Origin of the sequence: Pseudomonas lalucatii, assembly GCF_018398425.1 — a bacterium.
Classification (GTDB): domain Bacteria; phylum Pseudomonadota; class Gammaproteobacteria; order Pseudomonadales; family Pseudomonadaceae; genus Aquipseudomonas; species Aquipseudomonas lalucatii.
Genome location: NZ_JADPMV010000001.1, coordinates 829777 through 854019, shown reverse-complemented (window position 1 = coordinate 854019; position 24243 = coordinate 829777). Strand labels below are relative to the sequence as shown.

Annotated in this window: 15 protein-coding genes; 12 read left to right on the top strand and 3 right to left on the bottom strand. The window is 63.7% G+C overall.

Annotated features, from left to right (window positions below; translation table 11 throughout):
• Positions 1 to 56: 56 nt before the first annotated feature.
• Positions 57 to 1760: an arylsulfatase gene (locus I0D00_RS03625; RefSeq protein WP_246533169.1), complete on the bottom strand. Its 1704-nt coding sequence runs from the start codon at positions 1758 to 1760 to the stop codon at positions 57 to 59.
• A 79-nt stretch (positions 1761 to 1839) separates the two neighbouring features.
• Entirely contained in the window at positions 1840 to 3336 is a 1497-nt protein-coding gene (locus I0D00_RS03620; protein WP_246533168.1) for an OprD family porin, read from the bottom strand.
• A gap of 153 nt (positions 3337 to 3489) precedes the next feature.
• On the opposite strand from I0D00_RS03620, the gene I0D00_RS03615 reads away from it, so the two are divergent.
• The 8 genes from I0D00_RS03615 to I0D00_RS03580 all read left to right on the top strand — a co-directional run bounded on the left by I0D00_RS03615 (position 3490) and on the right by I0D00_RS03580 (position 16518).
• On the top strand, positions 3490 to 5721 hold the full coding sequence (locus I0D00_RS03615) for an ammonia-forming cytochrome c nitrite reductase subunit c552 (protein WP_246533167.1): 2232 nt from the start codon (positions 3490 to 3492) through the stop codon (positions 5719 to 5721).
• A 282-nt stretch (positions 5722 to 6003) separates the two neighbouring features.
• Positions 6004 to 7383, top strand: a complete 1380-nt coding sequence (locus I0D00_RS03610) for an L-serine ammonia-lyase (protein ID WP_213638386.1) — start codon at positions 6004 to 6006, stop codon at positions 7381 to 7383.
• Between the two features lie 70 nt (positions 7384 to 7453).
• On the top strand, positions 7454 to 8461 hold the full coding sequence (locus I0D00_RS03605) for a GlxA family transcriptional regulator (RefSeq protein ID WP_213638385.1): 1008 nt from the start codon (positions 7454 to 7456) through the stop codon (positions 8459 to 8461).
• A gap of 356 nt (positions 8462 to 8817) precedes the next feature.
• Entirely contained in the window at positions 8818 to 10029 is a 1212-nt protein-coding gene (locus tag I0D00_RS03600) for a M24 family metallopeptidase (RefSeq protein WP_213638384.1), read from the top strand.
• A 630-nt stretch (positions 10030 to 10659) separates the two neighbouring features.
• Complete coding sequence (locus I0D00_RS03595) at positions 10660 to 11445, top strand: creatininase (RefSeq protein ID WP_213640211.1); 786 nt, start codon at positions 10660 to 10662, stop codon at positions 11443 to 11445.
• A 56-nt stretch (positions 11446 to 11501) separates the two neighbouring features.
• A complete protein-coding gene (locus I0D00_RS03590; RefSeq protein WP_213638383.1) occupies positions 11502 to 13142 on the top strand; it encodes a BCCT family transporter in 1641 nt (546 codons plus the stop codon).
• 338 nt (positions 13143 to 13480) lie between these two features.
• A complete protein-coding gene (locus I0D00_RS03585) occupies positions 13481 to 14692 on the top strand; it encodes a M24 family metallopeptidase (protein ID WP_213638382.1) in 1212 nt (403 codons plus the stop codon).
• Between the two features lie 368 nt (positions 14693 to 15060).
• A complete protein-coding gene (locus I0D00_RS03580; protein ID WP_213638381.1) occupies positions 15061 to 16518 on the top strand; it encodes a sodium:solute symporter family protein in 1458 nt (485 codons plus the stop codon).
• A 159-nt stretch (positions 16519 to 16677) separates the two neighbouring features.
• Here I0D00_RS03580 and I0D00_RS03575 read toward each other — a convergent pair whose 3' ends face one another.
• Positions 16678 to 17628 (bottom strand): GlxA family transcriptional regulator, encoded by a 951-nt coding sequence (locus tag I0D00_RS03575; RefSeq protein WP_338050383.1) that lies wholly within the window; start codon positions 17626 to 17628, stop codon positions 16678 to 16680.
• A gap of 497 nt (positions 17629 to 18125) precedes the next feature.
• Here I0D00_RS03575 and glyA point away from each other — a divergent pair, with 497 nt between their 5' ends.
• The 4 genes from glyA (at position 18126) to I0D00_RS03555 (ending at position 24169) form a co-directional block, all read left to right on the top strand.
• Positions 18126 to 19379: a serine hydroxymethyltransferase gene (glyA, locus tag I0D00_RS03570; protein WP_213638379.1), complete on the top strand. Its 1254-nt coding sequence runs from the start codon at positions 18126 to 18128 to the stop codon at positions 19377 to 19379.
• A 143-nt stretch (positions 19380 to 19522) separates the two neighbouring features.
• The gene (locus I0D00_RS03565) at positions 19523 to 20773 is read left to right on the top strand and encodes a sarcosine oxidase subunit beta (RefSeq protein WP_213638378.1); all 1251 of its coding nucleotides are present in this window, start codon (positions 19523 to 19525) and stop codon (positions 20771 to 20773) included.
• 55 nt (positions 20774 to 20828) lie between these two features.
• Positions 20829 to 21155 carry a sarcosine oxidase subunit delta gene (locus I0D00_RS03560; RefSeq protein WP_213638377.1) on the top strand — a complete coding sequence of 109 codons (327 nt, stop codon included), beginning with the start codon at positions 20829 to 20831 and terminating at the stop codon, positions 21153 to 21155.
• Positions 21152 to 24169, top strand: a complete 3018-nt coding sequence (locus I0D00_RS03555; RefSeq protein ID WP_213638376.1) for a sarcosine oxidase subunit alpha — start codon at positions 21152 to 21154, stop codon at positions 24167 to 24169. Before I0D00_RS03560 ends, I0D00_RS03555 begins: the two co-directional genes overlap by 4 nt.
• Positions 24170 to 24243: the final 74 nt, after the last annotated feature.

Here is a 24243-nt window from a genome sequence, read left to right as displayed (position 1 = left end):
AACTAAGTGATACAAAGAAGCCCCAGAGTTTCCTCCGGGGCTATTGGTTGTTGGTGCTACTCGAAGCAGTGCTCGTACAGGCAGGTTTCGAAGCCATATTTGATCTTCACGGGACCCAGTAGCACATTGTTTCGCTTTACATAGTCATCCCATTCTTGGGTGAGCTCTGCAAGTTTGGCTGGTTCCTGTTCGGCCAGGTCGTTCGCTTCCACCGGGTCCTGCGCCAGGTTGTACAGTTTCCATGCTGCACTCCCGTAGGGCGCGGTCATCCAGGTCATCTTCCAGTCACCCTTGCGCACGGCGCGGCGGCCAAAGAGCTCCCAGCCGACAGCCCGCTCGGGCATGGCCTCGCCGAGCAGCCCGGGTAGCATGGAGCGCCCTTGCATGGGTTGAACGCTGCGTCCTTTGAAGCGGTTGCCCGGGTGCTTGATCCCGGCCAGTTCAAGAATGGTCGGCATAACGTCCATTACATGGAAGAAACCGCCGTTGATCTGGCCGGCCTGCTTCTCCAGGCTCGGATACTTGACGATGACCGGAACCGTGGTGCCGCCCTGACTGGTGAAGCCCTTGAAGAACGGATAAGGGGTAGCGCCTACCTGTGCCCACTGGGCGCCGTAGTCGATGTAGGAGCCTTTGCGGCCCATGTTTTCCAGGCTGTTGTCAAAGTCTGAGGCCATCCATTCACGGTTGCCCGGTAGGTCGATCGGGCTGTTGCCGTCGGCGCCGTTGTCCGACATGAACAACACGAAGGTATTGTCCAGCTGGCCGCTCTGGCGCAGATAATCGAGCATGCGGCCGATATGGTGATCCATGTTGTCGACCATGGCGGCGTACACCTCCATGCTGCGTGCCTCGCGCTGGCGTTGCTCCTCGGTGAGCTGTTCCCAGGTCGGCAGCCCGCTTTCCATCGGGGTATTGGCACTGATTCCAGCAGGCACAATACCCTGCTCCTGCATACGCTTCAGTCGCTGCTGGCGCAGTGCCTCGTAGCCTTCGGCGTAGCGGCCCTTGTACTTGTCGATCCATTGATCCGGAGCATGCAGGGGCCAGTGCGGCGCGGTGTAGGAGAGTACGCCGAGGAATGGTTTGCCCTTGGCTTTGTCGGCCTCGATGTACTGGATCATACGATCGGTATAGAACTCGCTGGAGAAGAAGCCCTCGGGGACCTCCACCTGCTTGCCGTCTTCGCGGTAGATGGCTTTGGGGTCGACGCTGATGATCGCCTTCTGGTCGTCGAAGTGGCTGGCGCCGCCCTGTACCAGGATGTACGAGCGGTCAAAGCCGCGCGCCTTGGGACTCAGTTCCTCTGTCCGGCCCAGATGCCACTTGCCGGTTGTATAGGTGCTGTAGCCGGCCTCTTGCATGACTTCCGCCAAGTTGGCAACGCGCTGGTTGAGGTAGCCTTCGTAACCCGGTTTGCCTTTCTGGTCCTCTTGTAGCAATTCCCCCATGTTGCCGAGGCCTGCCTGGTGGCTGTCTGTTCCACTGAGCAGCATCGAGCGGGTCGGCGAACAGGTCGGTGCGGCCTGGAAGTTGGTCAGGCGCACGCCTTCGCGTGCCAAGGAGTCAAGGTTGGGTGTTTGAATTTCGCCACCGAAGCTGCCCAAGTCGCTATAGCCCAGGTCGTCGGCGATTATGATCAGGAAGTTTGGTTTCTCGACGGCCTGACAGGAAAGGCTGACAAGGCTGGTAATGCAGAACGCCAGGCTCAGTTGCCTCAGGTTCATGGTGAAGTCCCTCTTGTTGTTATTGATGGCCATTGCGGCCTGGTCATAGTCCGGATTCCTGCGGAATTCCGGGTGTCTATCGGATGTGTCCGGTTGCCTATCGTGGTCCGCCCTACCAGAGCTTCCAGGTGTAGGTGGTGATCAGCCGGTTCTCGTTGAAGTCACTGCCGTGCTGGACCTTGGCATCGATATTGAGCCAGCCGAAGCCGAGCCCCTTCAGCGGGCCGCTCTGCACGACATAACTCAGGTACAGGTCGCGCTCGCTCTCGCTTGAGTCGCTCAGGTTCCCGGCACGCTTGATGCCGCTGCCGCGCAGGTAACGGGTCATGAGCCGCAAGCCCGGCAAGCCCTGCGCCGCAAAGTCGTAGTCGTAGCGCAGCTGCCAGGAGCTTTCGTTCGGCCTGATGAAGGCCAGGGCCGACCAGTTGACCAAATGGGGTTGTGGGGTGAAGCCATTGAGGGTTGGGAAGCCGCTATCGCCGAGCATGCGTTGATAGCCCAGGCTGAAGGTGTGTGCGCCCTTCTTGAGCGAGCTGAGGAGTCCATAGGTGTGATTGTCGATTTCGCCGTACAGCGCATCGCCATCGGTGCTGTTGTCGTAGTAACGCAGGTCAGTCTTCAGGCTGTAGCCGTTAGCCAGCGAGGCGTTGTGGGTCAGGCCCAGGTAGTGCTGCTGATAGATATCTTCCAGTTGGCCGTAGAAATAGGTGGCCGACAGCTTCGGACTGAAGGTGTAGGTCCCCCCGGCGAAATTCAGCCCATCGCTGGGATGACGCGGCCCGAAGGGGCGCGTGAACAGATAGGGCTTCTCGTGATCGGCAGATTCGCGCGTGGCAATCTCGTTGAAGCGCCCGGCCGTCAGGCTCAGGCTGTCGATCTCCTTGGAGGTGATCTGGATGCCGTGGAAGGTACTGGCCAACTGACGGCTGTCGTCGAAGAAGGCGACTGGCAGCATCGGTCGATGCTCTCCGACCGTGAGTTCGGTTTTCGAATGGCGGACCTTGGCGGTCAGCGCGGCGCGACCGTAATCCCGGACCTGTTCACCTTCGCTGCGATCGTAGGGCAGGACGGTGTCCGGGCCGCGCCCACCGCCGCCGTCGAGACGATAGGCATACTGCGCCGAGGCATCCAGGCCGAACTGCAGCGGCCCCTCGGTATAGCCGGAGGTAAAGCGCAGGTCGAAGCCCTGGCTCCAGCTGCCCGCGCGGGAGATCGGTGCGGCGTCGCCGCGAAAGTCGCGATCCAGATAGAAGTTGCGCAGACCCAGGTTGAGCTGGCTGTCGCCTATGAGATCGGCGTGTGCGGCCAGAGGGGCGAGTAAGACGAATAGGCTGGCGGCCTGGATGCAGGGCGCCAGGGCCCCCGGGCGCTGCGCCCGGCGAAGCCCGGCCGGGGGGGCGGCACGCGAGGCGTCGACAGGTGCAGTGGCGACTGATGTCGTGACAGTAACTGCCATGGAAATCTCCTTAGGGGGTGTTTGTTGTTGTTTCCCCAGGGCCAGTATTTCCAAGCCGTTACGCACGGCGTTATCCGCTGCGCGCAATGCGTATCGTGACAGCGCAGCTATTGATCGTGAGGTCTGTTCGCTGCTTCGGCGTGGCGGCAGCATAGCGGCGTCATTTGCCTCGACAGGCCCGCCTGGATGATTGCCATGCCGAATGCGCCACGCCCGTCACACGCCTCTCTACAGTTGTTGGGCCTGCTCCTGCTGGCTGCCGTCCTGGCGCTGAGTAGAGGGCTGGCCGCTGGGCCCCGTTCTGCCATGGCCGACGATCCGCCAGCCGACACGCCCGGCTTCGTCGGCAGCCAGGCTTGCGCTGGCTGCCATCGGGAGCAGTTCCAGGCCTGGCAGGGCTCGCAGCATGCGCGCGCCATGCAGCACGCCACGACCGAGACGGTGCTCGGGGATTTCACCGGCGCGACCTTCAGCTATGCCGGAGTCGAGTCGCGCTTCTACCGCCGAGACGGGAAATTCTTCGTGCACACCGACGGTCCTGACGGTCGGCTGGACGAGTTCGAGATCCGGTACACCTTCGGTGTAGAGCCGCTGCAGCAGTATCTGGTGGAGTTCCCCGACGGTCGTCTGCAGGCGCTGTCCATCGCCTGGGACGGCCGGCCGGCCAGCGCGGGCGGGCAACGCTGGTTTCACCTCTATCCGGATGAGCAGGTCGGCTATCGGGACGAGCTGCACTGGACCCGGCCGGCGCAGAACTGGAATTTCATGTGCGCCGACTGCCATTCGACCAACCTGCGGAAGGGCTACGAGGCCGAGGCGGACCGCTTCGCCAGCAGCTGGTCGGAGATCAGTGTCGGCTGCGAGGCCTGCCATGGTCCTGGGTCGAATCACCTGCAATGGGCGCGCGGGGAGGGTGAAACTACGCACAAAGGTCTGGCGCTGCTGCTCGACGAACGCCGAGGCGTCGGTTGGCGCAGAACCATCGAGCAGCTCACCGCCAGCCGCGACACGCCTCTACGGGAGAGCAAGGAGCAGCAGGTCTGCGCGCAATGCCACTCGCGGCGAAGCCAGCTCGCCGAGGGCTATCATGCCGGCAAACAGCTGCTCGATCACTACAGCCCAGCGCTTTTGGAGTCAGGCCTTTATCATGTCGACGGCCAGCAGCGCGAAGAGGTGTTCATCTCTGCTTCCTTCGAACAGAGCCGGATGCACGCGGCTGGGGTGACCTGCTCCGACTGCCACGAGCCCCATGGGCAAAAACTGCGCGTGCAGGGTAACGCCTTATGCGGGCAGTGCCATTCGCCTGACTATTTCGACAGCGCTGCTCACCACTTCCATCCGGCCGGCTCGGCCGGCGTGCAGTGTGTCGACTGCCACATGCCGCAGACTACCTACATGGTCATCGACCCGCGGCGCGACCACAGCCTGCGTATCCCACGCCCTGACCTGAGCGTCAGCTTGGGGACGCCCAATGCCTGCAACGACTGCCACAAGGAACGCTCGGCCGAGTGGGCCGCGCAGGCAATACGCAGGCACCATCCACAGCCGGCCGAAGGCAACCAGCGCTTCGCAGTCGCCTGGTCGGCGGCCGAGAAAAACGTGCCGGGGGCCGCTGCCGCACTGGCAAGGCTTCTGACCGATCCGGCGCAACCTGCCTTGGTGCGCGCCAGCTCAGCCGCGCGCCTGGGCGCTCAGGCCCGCCATGTAGACAGGCTAGCTCTGCGCGAGAGTCTTGGCGATTCAAGCCCGTTGGTTCGCCGGGCGGTCATTAGCTCCCTCGAATGGTTGCCGGCCGGCGAGCGTGGCGAGTGGCTGGCGCCGTTACTTAGCGACCCGGTGCGCAGCGTGCGCAGCGAGGCGGCGCGCCTGCTCGCGGACGTGCCTCTGCCGCAAGCTCAAAAGAAGACCTTTGAGCGCGCACTGGGCGAATACGAAGCACAGCTGCGGTTGAACGCCGATCGTGCAGAGGCACGCAGCGAACTTGCCCGCTTGCGTCGTCGGCAGGGTCGTGAGGAGGAGGCCGTCGAACAGCTCGAGGCAGCCATTCGCCTCGACGCCCTGTATCAGCCTGCATACCTAGAGATTGCCGATCTGCACCGTAGCGCAGGGCGCGAATCGCAGGCCGAGGCCGTGCTCCGCCAGGGACTTGCGATGCGTCCGCAGGGGGCGCTGCTGCATTACTCGCTGGGCCTTGGTCTGGTGCGGCAGCAGCGCAGCAAAGAAGCGCTCAAACACTTACGGCACGCGAATATTTTGGCGCCCGACGACCCACGCTATGCTTTTGCCCTAGCCTTGGCCCTCCAGTCACGCTTTCCAGAGCGAGCACTCTCGACTGTCGAGGAGGCTTTGGGCAAAAACCCGCAAGACCTCGACCTTCTATGGTTGGCAGGCGTCTATAGCCTGGCGCAAGGTCGTCCTGACGCGGCAGCCGGCTACGCTGACCGGATTTTGGCGGTAAGCCCAGGTTTACCCAAAGCACTGGCCCTGCTGAGGAACGCCAATAACAGACGTACTGGCACAGGAATACCGCGCCGCTGATGACGCTGTTCGCACTATCGAATCTGTGGACGGCGCGTCGGTACTTGCTGGCGTCTGCAGGAGAGCTGCGTCTGTAGTGCGGGAAATGGCCGCCGCGGGGTGCTCGAGACAGTCAAAGCTATAGAAACGAGCGGGTGGCTTGGCATGGCTCTGGATTCTAGTGAGAGGCGACGACTTCGAACAATTTCGGGTCGAGGCTAGACAGTTTTGCTTCCCTGCCACAGTCAACAATCTTCCGCACTACACGCACCTGAGGGTGTGCAAGCGGCAGAGGATTCGGCTTTGGCCATTAGTGTGTTCGACCTGTTCAAGATCGGTATCGGGCCGTCCAGCTCCCATACCGTTGGCCCCATGCGCGCCGCCGCCCTGTTCGTCGGTGCCCTGCGCGAGCGCCGCCTGCTCGAGCGGGTCGCGCGTGTCGAGGTACGGCTGTACGGCTCGCTGTCGGCCACCGGCGTCGGCCATTGCAGCGACACCGCGGTGATCATGGGGCTGATGGGCGAATGGCCGGACAGCATCGACCCGAGCCAGATCGCCCCGCGCATCGAGGCGCTGCGCGCCAGCGGTCAGCTGCAGCTGGACGGCCGCCTGGCCGTGGCGTTCGACTGGCAGCGCGACATGCTGCTGCTGGAGGAGAACCTGCCCTATCACCCCAACGCCATGACCCTGACCGCGTTCTGCGGCGAAGGCCGCGAACTGCACGGCGACACCTACTACTCGATCGGTGGCGGCTTCGTGGTCGACGCCGAGCAGGCCGCCGCCGGCCAGCTGGACCAGGACGGCACGCGCCTGCCCTATGACTTCTCCAGCGCCGCCGAGCTGCTGCGCCTGTGCAAGCAGCACGGCCTGCGCGTGTCCCAGCTGATGATGGAGAACGAGAAGGCCTGGCGCAGCGAGGCGGAGATCCGCGCCGGCCTGATGCGCCTGTGGCAGGCCATGCGCGACTGCGTGGACAACGGCCTCAAGCACGAAGGCATCCTGCCCGGCGGCCTCAACGTCAAGCGCCGCGCCGCCAAGCTGCACCGCAGCCTGCAGGAGATGAGCAAGCCCAACGTGATCGGCTCGACCCTGAGCGGCATGGAGTGGGTCAACCTGTTCGCCCTGGCGGTGAACGAGGAGAACGCCGCCGGCGGGCGCATGGTGACGGCGCCGACCAACGGCGCGGCCGGCATCATCCCGGCGGTGCTGCACTACTACGTGCGCTTCAGCCCGGCGGTGAGCGAGGCCGACGTGGTCGACTACCTGCTGGCGGCCGCCGCCGTGGGCATCCTGTGCAAGAAGAACGCCTCGATCTCCGGTGCCGAAGTGGGCTGCCAGGGCGAGGTCGGGTCGGCCTGTGCGATGGCTGCCGCGGGCCTGGCCGAGATCCTCGGCGCCACCCCGGAGCAGCTGGAAAACGCCGCCGAGATCGGCCTGGAGCACAACCTCGGACTGACCTGCGACCCGGTCGGCGGCCTGGTCCAGGTGCCGTGCATCGAGCGCAACGCGATCGCCGCGGTGAAGGCGATCAACGCGGCGCAGATGGCCCTGCGCGGCGATGGCGAGCACTTTATCTCCCTCGACCGGGTGATCCGCACCATGCGCGATACCGGTGCCGACATGCACGACAAGTACAAGGAAACCTCGCGCGGTGGCCTGGCGGTCAGCGCGGTCGAGTGCTGAGCCCCGCTATTCATTCGTTAGTGAGCCGATTGACGCTCCATTGCCAGGCCGTTGCCGAGGAGATTTCCCCATGTCCGCTTACCAGGCGCTGAAGCAGCCGGCAGAGGTTGCGATCCAGTCGATCGGCTTCTTGCTCACCGACAATTTCAGCCTCATCACGCTGGCCGCGGTGCTGGAACCGTTGCGCCGGGCCAATCAGTTTTCCGGCAGCGACCTGTATCGCTGGCGAACCCTGACGATGGATGGCCGACCGGTGCGCGCCAACAGCGGCATGCTGGTATCGCCGGATGGCGCCGCCACGTCCGAGGACGATCTGGATGCGTTGATCATCTGTGGCGCGGAGAACATCCAGCGCTGCTGCGATCCAGAACAGATTCGCCTGCTGCAGCGGCACGCCGATCAAGGCACCCACCTGGGTAGCCTGGGGTCTGGCAGTTGGCTTCTGGCCAACGCCGGTCTGCTGGATGGCTATGAATGCTGCACCAGCTGGGAGTACCGGGTCGATATGCAGGAAGCCTTTCCCGGCATCGTACTCAGTACCCGGCATTTCGTACTGGATCGTGACCGCTACACCGCGGGGAACGGCAGCGACGGGGCAGACATGATGCTGCAGCTGATCATGCGCAGTCATGGTCCTGTCTTGGCCGAGGCGATCAGCGATACGCTGGTGCTGGAGCGCATTCGCAGTGAGCAAGTGCCACAAAGACTGACGCTGCGGCAGACCATGGGCAGCTCCCAACCGAAGTTGCAGGAGGCGATCGGGCTGATGGAAGCGAATCTCGAGGAGCCCATCGAGCTGGTAAAGCTGGCCAGCTTTGTCGGCCTGTCCAGGCGACAGCTCGAGCGCATCTTCTGCCAGCACGTGCAGTGTTCGCCGTCTCGTTACTACCTGAAGTTGCGACTGCTGCAGGCACGCCAGCTGCTGAAGCAGACGACCCTTTCGATCCTGGACATCGCCTCCAGTTGTGGCTTCGTTTCGGCGCAGCATTTTTCCAAGTGCTATCGCGAGCACTTCGGGTCAGCTCCCAGCATTGAGCGCCAAGGTCGTGCGCAACGCTTGCGCGCGGTCGTGCACTGAGCTACTCGACAACCGATCCTTTTTGCCCGTCCTGTCCCAGCTCAGGACGGGTTTTTTTTGCGCGTGTGGAAATCGGGAAGGGGAGTGGAAACCTGTGGCCCTTGGCTTTCCTGCTGGCGCCTAAACAGAGCCCGGAAGTGGCGTGGACGAGCTGAGAAGCTCGCCAGCGCCCTGATCGCCAAGGCCGGGCTTGGGAGCGCCTTGCACAAATAAACCGAGCCAGGCAGGCGCAGCGGATCTGACCAATTTCGGGTCGGAAACGTACAAAAATGGCAGAAGTGCATCTGGTGCAATGCTTTCCAACGGCTCGCCAAACCGGCGAATCGAGTCACTGGAAAACAAAAAGGATTCACGCCATGCAGATGCCCAAGACGATCCGGATTCAGAACGGCGACAAGGTCAACTCCACCTTCTCCGCCCAGGAGTATGCCAACCGCCAGGCCAAACTGCGCGCCCACATGGCCGCCCAGGACATCGACGCCGCGGTCTTCACCTCGTACCACAACATCAACTACTACAGCGACTTCCTGTTCTGCTCCTTCGGTCGTCCCTACGCCCTGGTGGTGACCCAGGACGCGGTGGTCAGCATCAGCGCCAACATCGACGGTGGCCAGCCGTGGCGCCGCACCGCCGGCACCGACAACATCGTCTACACCGACTGGCAGCGCGACAACTACTTCGTCGCCATCCAGCAGGCGCTGCCGAAGGCGCGCCGCATCGGCATCGAATACGACCACATCAACCTGCAGAACCGCGTCAAGCTGGCCGACCGCTACCCGGATGCCGAGCTGGTCGACATCGCCGCCCCGTGCATGGGCATGCGCATGATCAAGTCCGCCGAAGAGCACGAGATGATCCGTCACGGTGCGCGTATCGCCGACATCGGCGGCGCCGCGGTGGTCGAGGCGCTGCGTGACCAGGTGCCGGAGTACGAAGTGGCCCTGCATGCCACCCAGGCCATGGTGCGCGAGATCGCCCGCACCTTCCCGGACGTCGAGCTGATGGACACCTGGACCTGGTTCCAGTCCGGCATCAACACCGACGGCGCGCACAACCCGGTCACCACCCGCAAGGTGAACAAGGGCGACATCCTCAGCCTGAACTGCTTCCCGATGATCGCCGGCTACTACACCGCGCTGGAGCGCACCCTGTTCCTCGACCACTGCTCCGACGACCACCTGCGTCTGTGGCTGGCCAACGTCGAAGTGCACGAGGCGGGTCTCAAGCTGATCAAGCCGGGCATGCGCTGCAGCGATATCGCCCGTGAGCTGAACGAGATCTTCCTCAAGCACGACCTGCTGCAGTACCGCACCTTCGGCTACGGCCACTCCTTCGGCACCCTCAGCCACTACTACGGCCGCGAAGCCGGGCTGGAGCTGCGCGAGGACATCGACACGGTGCTCGAGCCGGGCATGGTGGTGTCCATGGAGCCGATGATCATGCTGCCGGAAGGTCTGCCGGGTGCCGGTGGCTACCGCGAGCACGACATCCTGATCGTCAACGAGCAGGGCGCGGAGAACATCACCAAATTCCCGTACGGGCCGGAGAAAAACATCATTCGCAAGTAACGTTCGTCACAGGCGGTGCAACGCTGCCTGATTACGATGTTCCTGGCTCACAAGGTGCGGAGGAGCCAAGACCTCCGTGCCTTCTTGCCCGTTTCAGGTGTTGTGCGCGCAAGGGGCGCATGATTCATTTTGGGCGTCACCCCGGAAAAAATACTGTCTGATGCAGGGCGCTGCGAATCCTATTATCGGTTCATGAAGAGGTTCGCTCTCAATCTACCCAATTACTCCGCGATGAAGTCGTGGCGGCGTAAGACTCATCAGTATCCCGAGTTAGGTTGCAGTGAGTCTGGGGCAAACCGGGCAGCGGGAGCCTGATCCTGATCCCGCATCTTGGCCGCCTACGTCAGTACTGCCAACTCAATGGTTGGCGGTTCTACCCCCATCGCCGCCACTCGGTTGTTCGCACAGGCAGCTAAAGCACGGGCATTAGCTGGAGGTGCTGGCCGCCGCTGCCGCGCCGTGGAGGGCGGGCGGATGATCAACGAGGCGGCACATAGGCGCGCGCTGACCCGCATCCTGGCGAGTGTGACCAACTTAGGGTCGGATATGTACAAAAACGGCACTGCTGCTTCTGCTGCAATGCCAGGCAGTGAGAGGCCATCTGTGCCTGCACTCTCAGGAGATGAATCGATGACTAGAAGCGTTTTTGTAGGCGAACTGACCTGGAAGGAATACGAATCCAGGGTCAGTCGAGGCGATTGCGTGCTGATGTTGCCGGTAGGTGCATTGGAGCAGCACGGTCACCATATGTGCATGAACGTCGATGTGCTGCTGCCTACTGCCGTATGCCAGCGGGTCGCCGAGCGTATTGGTGCGTTGGTCCTGCCGGGGCTGCAGTACGGATACAAGTCACAACAGAAGTCCGGAGGCGGAAATCACTTTCCAGGCACTACCAGCCTGGATGGCGCCACCCTCACCGGCACGGTGCAGGACATCATCCGTGAGCTCGCACGCCATGGTGCGCGCAGGCTGGTGCTGATGAACGGGCACTATGAGAACTCGATGTTCGTGGTTGAGGGTATCGACCTAGCCCTGCGCGAACTGCGTTACGCGGGCATCGACGATTTCAAAGTGGTACTGCTCTCCTACTGGGACTTCGTGAACGATCCGCAGGTTATCGCCCAGCTCTACCCTGAGGGCTTCCTCGGCTGGGACATCGAGCATGGCGGTGTATTCGAGACCTCGCTGATGTTGGCGTTGTACCCCGAGCTCGTCGACATGACCCGTGTCGTCGATCATCCCCCTGCAAGTTTCCCCCCCTATGACGTCTTCCCCATTGTGCCGCAGCGAACGCCTGCGTCCGGCACCCTGTCCTCCGCGCGCGGCGCCAGCCGGGAAAAGGGGGAACTGATCCTTGAGGTCTGCGTCGCGGGAATCGCCGCCGCGCTGCAGGAGGCATTCGAACCGATTCCCTGATTCGGCCGCCGCATACGTTTGACCAGCACCCACAACAACAATCAGAGGGCTGAAAGATGAAACCAGAAGAATGCGCGGTCGAGGCCGCGCCCAGGCTGTTGAGTCACGACTTCAAGAGTGACTTGCACGAGGCCAGTGTAGCGATCTCGCAGAGTCCCTGGCTCAAGGGCCTGAACCCAGTCGTCACCCTTGGCTCACTGGCGATTATCGTCGGCGTGATTTTCGCGGTACTGGGCTTTCAGGAGGAGGCCGCGGCGTTCTTCGACCGGGTGCGCAGCGGCATCACCTACTACTTCACCTGGTACTACGTGCTGATCGCCGCCTTGTTCCTGTTCTTTAATGGGTGGCTGGCGTTCAGCCGCTTCGGCAGCATCCGCCTCGGGGGCGTCGACGAGAGACCGCAATATGGCTATTTCTCCTGGTTCGCCATGGTGTTTTCCGCCGGCCAGGGCATCGGGCTGATCTTCTGGAGCATCGCCGAGCCCATCTTTCACTTGCAGAGCAACCCGTTTGCGGCCGAGGGCATGAGCGCAGAGGCGGCGGAAAGTGCCATGCGTATCACCTTTTTCCACTGGGGGCTGCATGCCTGGTCGATCTACTGCATCGTGGCGTTGGCCCTGGCCTATGCCGCATACAGAAAGGGATTGCCGCTGACCATCCGCTCCACGCTGCGGCCACTGTTCGGCAAACGCATGGATGGTGCCCTCGGCCATACCGTGGACATCATGGCCATTCTTGCCACCATCTTCGGCGTCGCAACTTCTCTGGGCCTTGGTGCGCAGCAGATCAACGCGGGTCTGAGCCGCCTGGTCGGGCTGGACAGTTCGGTAGTGGTGCAACTGGCGATAATCGCCGTGATCACCCTGGTGGCGATGGTCTCCGCGGTGTCTGGCGTGGATCGAGGAGTCAAACGCCTCAGCGAGCTGAACATCTGGCTGACCGTGGCGCTCGTGTTGTTCTTCTTCATCTGGGGACCGTCGCGTTACCTGATCATGTCGCTGGTCGATGCCACTGGCGATTATCTGGCAAGCTTCATCGAAATGAGTTTCTGGACCGACGCCAGCCATCAGGACCCGGCCAAGTGGGAAGGCTGGAAATCGAGCTGGCAGGGTTGGTGGACGGTGTTCTATTGGGGCTGGTGGTTGTCCTGGGCGCCTTTTGTTGGCGTGTTCATCGCCCGCGTTTCCCGTGGCCGCACCATCCGCGAGTTCATTCTCGGCGTAATAGGCGTGTCCTCTCTGTTGACCTTCGTCTGGGTCGTCGCCTTTGGTGGCACCGCGGTGAGCAATGAACTTTTCGCCGACGGGGGCATCAGTGCCGCGGTTTCCAAGGATGTGGCCAATGCCTTCTTCGCCACTGTCGACTCCATGTCGCTGGGCGGCCTGGGCACCATGGCACTCTGGTTGGGCGCGGTACTGGTTGCCACCTACTTCATCACCTCTTCGGACTCGGCAACCCTGGTGATGACCACCATCATGTCCCATGGTGCTGTGCATACCGCCACCCGCCATCGTGTGTTCTGGGGCGTGCAGCAGGGCGTGGTAGCGGGCGTGCTGCTGGTGGCGGGAGGCGCGGCTTCGTTGGCGACCCTGCAGACTGCCGCCATCGCCAGTGCGCTGCCGTTCTCTGTGATCATGCTGCTGATGTGCCTGAGTTTGGTGCGGGCATTGCGGCAAGAGAGCATCGCCAAGGACTGAGTCAGAAAAGGACGGTGCCCATACTGGCACCCACTCGGGTACCGAAAGTGAAACGCCCATAAGAACAAAGCCACGGACCTGGAGAAGTCCGTGGCTTTGTGCTGTCTGTGCTTCTTGTTGTGGCAACAGAGACCGTGTGGGCTGATGGCAGGGCGTCAGGACAGGCGCGACAGGCCAAGGAACGCTCAGGCCTGGAAATGCCCAGAGAAGGGAAGCGGATCTGACCAATTTCGGGTCGGGAATGTACAAAAAAGGCATGGGGGCATCTGGTGCAATGCTTTCCAACGGCTCGCCAAACCGGCGGGTCGAGTCACTGGAAAACAAAAAGGATTCACGCCATGCAGATGCCCCAGACGATCCGGATTCAGAACGGCGAAAAGGTCAAATCCACTTTCTCCGCCCAGGAGTATGTCAACCGCCAGGCCAAGCTGCGCGCCCATATGGCCGCCCAGGACATCGACGCCGCAGTCTTCACCTCGTACCACAACATCAACTACTACAGCGACTTCCTGTTCTGCTCGTTCGGTCGTCCCTATGCCCTGGTGGTGACCCAGGACGACGTGGTCAGCATCAGCGCCAACATCGACGGTGGCCAGCCGTGGCGTCGCACCGCCGGTACCGACAACATCGTCTACACCGACTGGCAGCGCGACAACTACTTCGTTGCCATCCAGCAGGCGCTGCCGAAGGCGCGCCGCATCGGCATCGAGTACGACCATATCAACCTGCAGAACCGCGCCAAGCTGGCCGCCCGCTACCCGGACGCCGAGCTGGTCGACATCGCCGCGCCGTGCATGGGCATGCGCATGATCAAGTCCGCCGAAGAGCACGAGATGATCCGCCATGGCGCGCGCATCGCCGACATCGGTGGCGCCGCGGTGGTCGAGGCGCTGCGTGACCAGGTGCCGGAATACGAAGTGGCCCTGCACGCCACCCAGGCCATGGTGCGCGAGATTGCCCGCACCTTCCCGGACGTCGAGCTGATGGACACCTGGACCTGGTTCCAGTCCGGCATCAACACCGACGGCGCGCACAACCCGGTCACCACGCGCAAGGTGAACAAGGGCGACATCCTCAGCCTGAACTGCTTTCCGATGATCGCCGGCTACTACACCGCGCTGGAGCGCACCCTGTTCCTCGACCACTGCTCCGACGACCATCTGCGCCTGTGGCTGGCCAACGTCGAGGTGCACGAGGCCGGGCTCAAGCTGATCAAGCCGGGCATGCGTTGCAGCGATATCGCCCGCGAGCTGAACGAGATCTTCCTCAAGCACGACCTGCTGCAGTACCGCACCTTCGGCTACGGCCACTCCTTCGGCACCCTCAGCCACTACTACGGCCGCGAGGCCGGGCTGGAACTGCGCGAGGACATCGACACGGTGCTGGAGCCGGGCATGGTGGTGTCCATGGAGCCGATGATCATGCTGCCGGAAGGCCGTCCGGGTGCCGGTGGCTACCGCGAGCACGACATCCTGATCGTCAACGAGCAAGGCGCGGAGAACATCACCAAATTCCCGTACGGGCCGGAGAAAAACATCATTCGCAAGTGATGCTCGGTCGCAGCCGTGCCCTCCACGCGGGGCACGGCTGCGCCACGGCTGAGTTGACTCAACCAGCGCCTCGATACGGCGCCGATCAGCAGTCTTAAGGACGAATTCGAAGGGAAGGCTTTATCGCGTCCATCCGGACGGCGCTCAGTGTGTGAAGTTGTGATGAAACGCATTGGCCGAGTTAAGTGCGCTGCGTTGTTTCGTTGCTGCTTCAGCAGTTATTACAAATACAATAATGAGGCATTTGTTATGAATTCCTGGGTAATTACGCTCTTCGTAGCGCTCAACATTCTCATGTTCCTGATTGCGGCCGGAACCTATCTGTGCCGCTCTGCCAAAAAACAAGCCAGGCAGCGAGGGTGAGCGCGATGGACTTCTATGAACTGTTCAACTGGGGCCTGCTGATCCTCACCTTCGCGGTGATGATCGGGATCGGCTTCCTCTCCTCGCGCAAGGTCAAGGACAGCGACGAGGGTGGCTTCCTGCTTGCGGGCAGGAGTCTCGGCGCTTTTGTCGGTGCGAGCACCATAGTGGCCACCGGCTTCAGCGGCTGGGGTTTCATGGGGTCGCCGGCGGTGGCTTACGAGTTCGGTGCCATCGAGTTGCTGGGCAACTTCTTCTTCGCCCCTGCGATCATGATCGCGGTGCTGTTCTTCGCCAATCACATGCAGAATCGCGCCATCCACATGGGCAGCAATACCATCCCCGAGTACATCGGCCAGATTCACGGCGGCGGTGCCGGTGGGCGCCTGCTGCAGGGCGTGGCGGCGTTCATGACCATCATCCTGCTGATGGTGTTTCTGGTCAGCCAGATCAAGGCGGTCGGCATGCTCGGCGCGTCCTGGTTGAATATCGAGATGACCAGCAGCGCCTGGTTGATGATCTCGGTGATCATCCTTTACACCATGCTCGGCGGCCTGGCCGCCGTGGCCTGGACCGATACCGTGATGGTCTGCGGCATGGCGTTGGCGGCGATCGTGATCATGGTCCAGATGTTCACCAGCGTCGACCTGGGCCAGTGGCAGGCCAACCTCAACACCATCAATCCCAACCTGCTCAATCCGGAGACTGCGGCGCCCTATGGGACCAGCAAGGGTTCGGTATTCCTGGTTCTGCCCTATGCCTTCCTGTTTGCCGCGGTGCTGCCGTACATGGCGATCCGTTTCCTCGCCTTCAAGCCGAACGTGAAGATGCACAAGGTCGGCATCTACGTGGCGATTCTCGGCGCGCTGCTCAGCCTGATCCCGCTGGTTGGCCTGTACATGCGCGCCTTCGGTCCGCAACTGGCCGACCCGGACAGCGCCATGCCGATGTACCTGCAGACGTTCATGCATCCGGCTCTGCAGGGGATCATCACCCTGTTCATCATCTTCGCCATGAAGTCCACCGCCAACTCGATGCTACACACCGTGGCGTCGGCAACCTCCCATGACCTGCGCCTGGCGCTGAACAAGCACGCCGAGGTGGACTCGCCCCATGCCCTGACCGTCAACCGTGTGGCCGTCGTGGCGCTCGGGCTGCTGGGGCTGCTGATGATGATGTATGCGCCGCCGTTCATGCTGTCCTGGCTGGGTATTCTCGGCTCCGGCACCCTGCTGGCGGCGATGATCGGCCCGGTGTTCATCTCCACCTTTTGGCAGGGCAACGTGGCCGGCGCCCTGGTGGCGATGCTGGTGGGCTTCTTCACCAGCGGTGGCCTGCTGCTGAGCACCGATATCGGTTGGGTCGAGGGGCCGCTGATCGGCTGCCTGGCCTCATCCATCATCTATGTCGCCGTCTCCATGTTGACCCGGACTCGGGTGTCGCTACCGCAACGGGCGCGATAAACCATCAGTTCCAGGAGTGGCCACTGACTCGGCGCAGTCAGTGGCCCTTTTGCGTTTTGCGGTCTCTGCGCAAGGGCGCCGGCCATGAAGGCGAGGTTGGGGCGAGGAATTAGGTTTGGTGAGCGAGATATGACTCGGCGCTATCCGCTGCCTCAAGAGCTATCCCAGTGCGCTCTGTTTGCGTTCGTCACGCGGAGAATGGCCAAACAGGCGGCTGTAGCACTTGGAGAAGTGCGCCGGTGAAGCGAAGCCACAGGACAGGGAGATGTCGCGCACCTGAGCGTCAGTGCGCAGCAGCAGATCACGGGCGCGGTTCAGGCGTAGCTCCAGGTAGTACTGGCTGGGCTTGCGCTCCAGGTACTTGTGGAACAGTCGCTCCAGTTGGCGCACCGACACCTCGTTGAGCTGGGCGAGCTCTTCCAGCTCCAGAGGCTCTTCCAGGTTGGCCTCCATGATCGCGACTATCTGACTGAGCTTGGGCTGGGCGTGTCCGAGTTTTTGCCGCAGCGGCACCCGCTGCTGCTCGCGGGAGCCACGCATGCGATCGCACAGCAGCAGCTCCGCAGCATGCTCGGCAATCTCCGCGCCACCGGGTTCGCGGGCGATCAGCTGCAGGGTCATGTCCATGGAGGCGGTGCCGCCGGAGCAGGTGTAGCGGTTGCGGTCCAACTCGAACAGCTGGTTGGAGATGATGATCCCGGGAAACTTCTCCTTGAGCTGCTCGATGTCTTCCCAGTGAATGGTGCAGCGGTGGCCCTTCAGCAGGTCGGCGCTGGCCAGCAGGTGACTGCCGGTGCAGATGCCGCCCAGCGGCACGTCCTGGTGGGCCAGCTTGCGCAGCCAGTTGAGCAGGTTGCGGTCGTGCTTGCTCGGAATCGGGTTGGAGCCCACCACGAACAGTGCGTCCAATTCCGGCGCATCGGCGATCGAGTGATCGGGTACCACGCACATGCCGTTGCTGGCGCGCACCAGTTCGTGGTCAGTGGCGATCAGCAGCGATCGGTAGAGGGTGCGTCGGGCGGCCAGGTTGGCCATGCGCAGGGTCTCTATCGCACAGGCGAAGCCGATGGTGGTGAAGTTGGGGGTAAGCAGGAAGCCAAAGGTTTTCACTCGAGGTTCCGGCGCCCCCCTGAGCGGGCTTTCGACCGGCTTCAATGTATTTGACGTTTGCGCCACTTGAAAAACCTCCACTGCAGTAGCTGTCGCCCTTTCGCGCAATGCACGCAGGCGCAAGGGAGTCTACTGAGGCTCTTGTTGTTCTTGGGCTGCCTGAAACGGCCAGCCAGCGGTCGATTTTACACTCATTCCAGCGCCTATCGATCATTCCCAAGGCGCTACTTTGAGCCGTCTGCAGCGGCTGTTTCGGCAATCGGTGGTGCACGCATCGGCCGGGCAAGCCGAACATTTTCGCGTCGGAAATGAACAAACGGCGCCCCGGGCCATTTCGCACAATCCATCGCAGCAAGTCCTAGCCATCCAGCTCCCCGCCTAGCCGCGCCCTATAAGGCACCTTGGGCGTCGGGGCAGGGGACGGGAGTTAATCCGTGCGGGCGCAGGGCGGCCCTATACCAACAAGAGCGACTTCACTCTGTCGCAGGAGATCAGCGATGTTCAGCAAACAAGATCAAATCCAAGGCTACGACGACGAACTGCTGGCGGCGATGAACGCCGAAGAAGCGCGTCAGGAGCACCACATCGAGCTGATCGCCTCGGAAAACTACACCAGCAAGCGCGTCATGCAGGCCCAGGGCAGCGGCCTGACCAACAAGTACGCCGAAGGCTACCCGGGCAAGCGCTACTACGGCGGCTGCGAGCACGTCGACGTGGTCGAGCAGCTGGCCATCGACCGCGCCAAGCAGCTGTTCGGCGCCGATTTCGCCAACGTCCAGCCGCACTCCGGCTCCTCGGCCAACAGCGCCGTGTACCTGGCCCTGCTCAATGCGGGCGACAGCATTCTGGGCATGAGCCTGGCCCACGGCGGCCACCTGACCCACGGTTCCAAGGTCAGCTCCTCCGGCAAGCTGTACAACGCCGTGCAGTACGGCCTGGACACCGCCACCGGGCTGATCGACTACGACGAAGTCGAGCGCCTGGCCGTGGAGCACCAGCCGAAGATGATCGTCGCCGGCTTCAGCGCCTACTCCAAGACCCTGGACTTCCCGCGCTTCCGCGAGATCGCCGACAAGGTCGGCGCGCTGCTGTTCGTCGACATGGCCCACGTCGCCGGCCTGGTCGCCGCCGGCCTGTACCCGAACCCGCTGCCCTACGCCGACGTGGTCACCACCACCACCCACAAGACCCTGCGCGGCCCCCGTGGCGGCCTGATCCTGGCCAAGAGCAACCCGGAGATCGAGAAGAAGCTCAACGCCGCGGTGTTCCCCGGCGCCCAGGGCGGCCCGCTGATGCACGTGATCGCCGCCAAGGCGGTGTGCTTCAAGGAGGCCCTGGAGCCCGAGTTCAAGGAGTACCAGGCCCAGGTGATCAAGAACGCCCAGGCCATGGCCAAGGTGTTCATCGAGCGCGGCTTCGACGTGGTCTCCGGCGGCACCGACAACCACCTGTTCCTGCTCAGCCTGATCAAGCAGGGCCTGACCGGCAAGGACGCCGACGCCGCCCTGGGCCGCGTCGGCATCACGGTGAACAAGAACTCGGTGCCGAACGACCCGCAGTCGCCGTTCGTCACCTCGGGCCTGCGCATCGGCACCCCGGCGGTGACCACCCGCGGCTTCAAGGAGGCCCAGTGCGTCGCCCTGGCCGGCTGGATCTGCGACGTCCTCGACCACCTCGGCGACGCCGACGTCGAGGCCCAGGTCGCCAAGCTGGCCGCTGGCCTGTGCGCGGACTACCCGGTCTATCGTTGAGTTTTCCCTTTCCCGGCGGGCGCCGAGTCCGCCGGGCGGATGAGGGAGGCGGCGGGCAGCAGCCACGCCAAGGCCCGCAAGCGTTCCCTCAACCCTAGCCCTCCTCGCGGAGGGCCCGGGGAACAGATTTCAGGAGCATCCCTATGCAACGTTATTCCGGCTTCGGCCTGCTCAAGCATTCCTTCAGCCACCACGAGAACTGGCAGCGCATGTGGCGCAACCCGACGCCCAAGCCGGTCTACGACGTGATCATCGTCGGCGGTGGCGGCCACGGCCTGGCCACCGCCTACTACCTGGCCAAAGAGTTCGGCGTGAAGAACGTCGCGGTCATCGAGAAGGGCTGGCTGGGCGGCGGCAACACCGCGCGCAACACCACCATCGTGCGCTCCAACTACCTGTGGGACGAGTCGGCGCAGCTGTACGAGCATGCCATGAAGCTGTGGGAAGGCCTGTCCCAGGACCTCAACTACAACGTCATGTTCTCCCAGCGCGGCGTCTTCAACCTCGGCCACACCCTGCAGGACATGCGCGACATCGAGCGCCGGGTCAGCGCCAACCGCCTCAACGGCATCGACGGCGAGGTGCTCAACGCCAAGCAGGTCGAGGAACTGATTCCCTTCATGGACTGCAGCAAGAACACCCGTTACCCGGTGATGGGCGCCTCGCTGCAGCGTCGCGGCGGCGTCGCCCGTCACGATGCGGTGGCCTGGGGCTATGCCCGCGCCGCCGACGCCCTGGGCGTGGACCTGATCCAGCAGACCGAAGTGATCGGCTTCCGCAAGGAAAACGGTGTGTGCATCGGCGTCGAGACCAGCCGCGGCTTCATCGGCGGCAAGCGCGTCGGCGTGGTCACCGCCGGTAACTCCGGGCACATGGCCAAGCTGGCCGGCTTCCGCCTGCCGCTCGAATCCCACCCGCTGCAGGCGCTGGTGTCCGAGCCGATCAAGCCGATCATCGACAGCGTGATCATGTCCAACGCCGTGCACGGCTACATCAGCCAGTCGGACAAGGGCGACCTGGTCATCGGCGCCGGCATCGACGGCTACAACGGCTACGGCCAGCGCGGTTCCTACCCGACCATCGAGCACACCCTGCAGGCCATCGTCGAGCTGTTCCCGATCCTCTCGCGGGTGCGCATGAACCGCCAGTGGGGCGGCATCGTCGACACCACGCCGGACGCCTGCCCGATCATCGCCAAGACCCCGGTGCCGAACCTGTTCTTCAACTGCGGTTGGGGCACCGGCGGCTTCAAGGCGACGCCGGGCTCGGGCCACGTGTTCGCCGCGAGCCTGGCCAAGGGCGAGATGCACCCGCTGGCCAAGCCGTTCGCCATCGAGCGCTTCCACAATGGCGCGCTGATCGACGAACACGGCGCGGCCGGGGTGGCGCACTGATATTGGCCCCCTCTCCCGGTGGGAGAGGGAGGAATGTTTTCTGGAGGTACCGACCATGCTGCATATCTTCTGCCCCCACTGTGGCGAGCTGCGTTCCGAAGAGGAATATCACGCCGGCGGCCAGGCGCACATCGCGCGCCCGTTGGACCCCAATGCCTGCACCGACGAGGAGTGGGGCGAGTACCTGTTCTTCCGCGACAACCCGCGCGGCATCCACCACGAGCTGTGGGTGCACGCCGCCGGCTGCCGCAAGTACTTCAACGTCACTCGCCACACGGTGAGCTACGAAATCCTCGAGACCTACAAGATCGGCGAGCGCCCCAGCGTGACTGAGGCCAGCGTCGCCGCGAAGAAGACTGCCGGCCAAGGAGCAACCGTATGAGCCAGGTCAATCGTCTCTCCCAGGGCGGGCGCGTCGATCGCAGCCAGCCTTTGACCTTCACGTTCAACGGCCAGAGCTACCAGGGCTTCGCCGGCGACACCCTGGCCGCCGCGCTGCTGGCCAACGGCGTCGACATCGTCGGCCGCAGCTTCAAGTACTCGCGTCCGCGCGGCATCGTCGCCGCCGGCGCCGAAGAGCCCAACGCCGTGCTGCAGATCGGCTCCACCGAGGCGGCGCAGATCCCCAACGTGCGCGCCACCCAGCAGGCGCTGTACAGCGGCCTGGTGGCGACCAGCACCAACGGCTGGCCGAACGTCAACAACGACCTGATGGGGATTCTCGGCAAGGTCGGCGGCAAGATGATGCCGCCGGGGTTCTACTACAAGACCTTCATGTACCCGCAGAACCTCTGGCTGACCTACGAGAAGTACATCCGCAAGGCCGCCGGCCTGGGCCGTGCGCCGCGGGAGAACGACCCGGACAGCTACGACTACATGAACCAGCACTGCGACGTGCTGGTGGTCGGCTCCGGCCCCGCCGGCCTGGCCGCGGCCCTGGCCGCCGGGCGCAGCGGCGCCCGGGTGATCCTCGCCGACGAGCAGGAAGAGTTCGGCGGCAGCCTGCTGGCCACCCGCGAGACCCTCGACGGCAAGCCGGCCGCCGACTGGGCCGCCGCGGCCATCGCCGAGCTGCAGGGCATGAGCGAAGTCACCCTGCTGCCGCGGGCCACGGTCAACGGTTACCACGACCACAACTTCCTCACCATCCACCAGCGCCTCACCGACCACCTCGGCGAGATCGCCCCCATGGGCCAGGTGCGTCAGCGCATGCACCGCGTGCGGGCCAAGCGCGTGGTGCTGGCTACCGGCGCCCACGAGCGCCCGCTGGTGTACGCCAACAACGACGTGCCGGGCAACATGCTGGCCGACGCGGTGTCCACCTACGTGCGCCGTTACGGCGTGGCGCCGGGCCGCCAGCTGGTGCTGTCGACCAACAACGACTACGCCTACCGCGTGGTGCTCGACTGGCTGGACGCCGGCCAGCAGGTGGTCGCCGTCGCCGATGCGCGGCCCAACCCGCGCGGTGCCTGGGTCGAGGAAGCGCGCAAGCGTGGCGTGCGTATCCTCACCGGCAGTGCCGTGGTCGAGGCCCGCGGCAGCAAGCGGGTGACCGGTGCGCGCATCTGCGCCATCGACCTGAACAAGCACAAGGTCACCAGCCCCGGTGAGGTGCTGGACTGCGACCTGATCGTCAGCTCCGGCGGCTACAGCCCGGTGGTGCACCTGGCCTCGCACCTGGGCGGCAAGCCGACCTGGCGCGAAGACATCCTCGCCTTCGTCCCGGGTGAAGGTTTCCAGAAGCGCCTGTGCGCCGGCGCCGTCAACGGCGTATTCGCCCTCGGCGACGCCCTGGCCGACGGCTTCGAGGCCGGCGCCTCGGCCGCCGCCGAAGCGGGCTTCAAGGCCGTCAGCGGCAGCCTGCCGAAGACCGAGAAGCGCACCGAGGAGCCGGCCGTCGCGCTGTTCCAGGTGCCCCACGACAAGTCCACCGCGCGGGCGCCGAAGCAGTTCGTCGACCTGCAGAACGACGTCACCGCGGCCGGCATCGAACTGGCCACCCGCGAGGGCTTCGAGTCGGTCGAGCACGTCAAGCGCTACACCGCGCTGGGCTTCGGCACCGACCAGGGCAAGCTGGGCAACATCAACGGTCTGGCCATCGCCGCCCGTTCCATGGGCATCAGCATCCCGCAGATGGGCACCACCATGTTCCGCCCGAACTACACCCCGGTGACCTTCGGTGCCGTGGCCGGGCGCAACTGCGGCGAGCTGTTCGACGCCAAGCGCTACACCGCGCTGCATGCCTGGCACCTGAAGCACGGCGCCGAGTTCGAGGACGTCGGCCAGTGGAAGCGTCCCTGGTACTTCCCGAAGAACGGCGAGGACCTGCACGCCGCCGTGGCCCGCGAGTGCAAGGCCGTGCGCGACAGCGTCGGCATCCTCGATGCCTCGACCCTGGGCAAGATCGACATCCAGGGCCCGGATGCGCGCGAGTTCCTCAACCGTGTGTACAGCAACGCCTGGACCAAGCTGGATGTTGGCAAGGCGCGCTACGGCCTGATGTGCAAGGAAGACGGCATGGTCTTCGACGACGGTGTGACCGCCTGCCTGGCCGACAACCATTTCGTCATGACCACCACCACCGGTGGCGCCGGTCGGGTGATGGAATGGCTGGAGATCTACCACCAGACCGAATGGCCGGAGCTGAAGGTGTACTTCACCTCGGTCACCGACCACTGGGCGACCCTGACCCTGTCCGGCCCCAACAGCCGCAAGCTGCTGGCCGAGGTCACCGACATCGACCTGGACAAGGACGCCTTCCCGTTCATGACCTGGAAGGAAGGCAAGGTCGGCGGCGTGCCGGCCCGGGTGTTCCGCATCTCCTTCACCGGCGAGCTGAGCTACGAGGTCAACGTCCAGGCCGACTACGCCATGGGCGTGCTGGAGCAGATCGCCGAGGCGGGCAAGAAGTACAACCTGACCCCCTACGGCACCGAGACCATGCACGTGCTGCGCGCCGAGAAGGGCTTCATCATCGTCGGCCAGGACACCGACGGTTCGGTGACCCCGGACGATCTGGGCATGGGCTGGTGCGTCGGTCGCACCAAGCCGTTCTCCTGGATCGGCTGGCGCGGCATGAACCGCGAGGACTGCCTGCGCGAAGACCGCAAGCAGCTGGTCGGCCTCAAGCCGGTCGATCCGAACAAGGTGCTGCCGGAAGGCGCGCAGCTGGTGTTCGATCCGAAGCAGGCGATCCCCATGACCATGGTCGGTCACGTGACCTCCAGCTACATGAGCGCGGCGATGGGCTACTCCTTCGCCATGGCCCTGGTCAAGGGCGGTCTCAAGCGCATGGGCGAGAAGGTCTACGCACCGCTGGTCGATGGCAGCGTGATCGAGGCGGAGATCTGCAGCCCGGTGTTCTACGACCCGAAAGGCGATCGTCAGAACATCTGAGCCTTCGGCACCCAACCCGAGGAGCCGGGCAACCGGCTCCTCCAGGTCAACAGACATTAGCGACAGGTTAACAA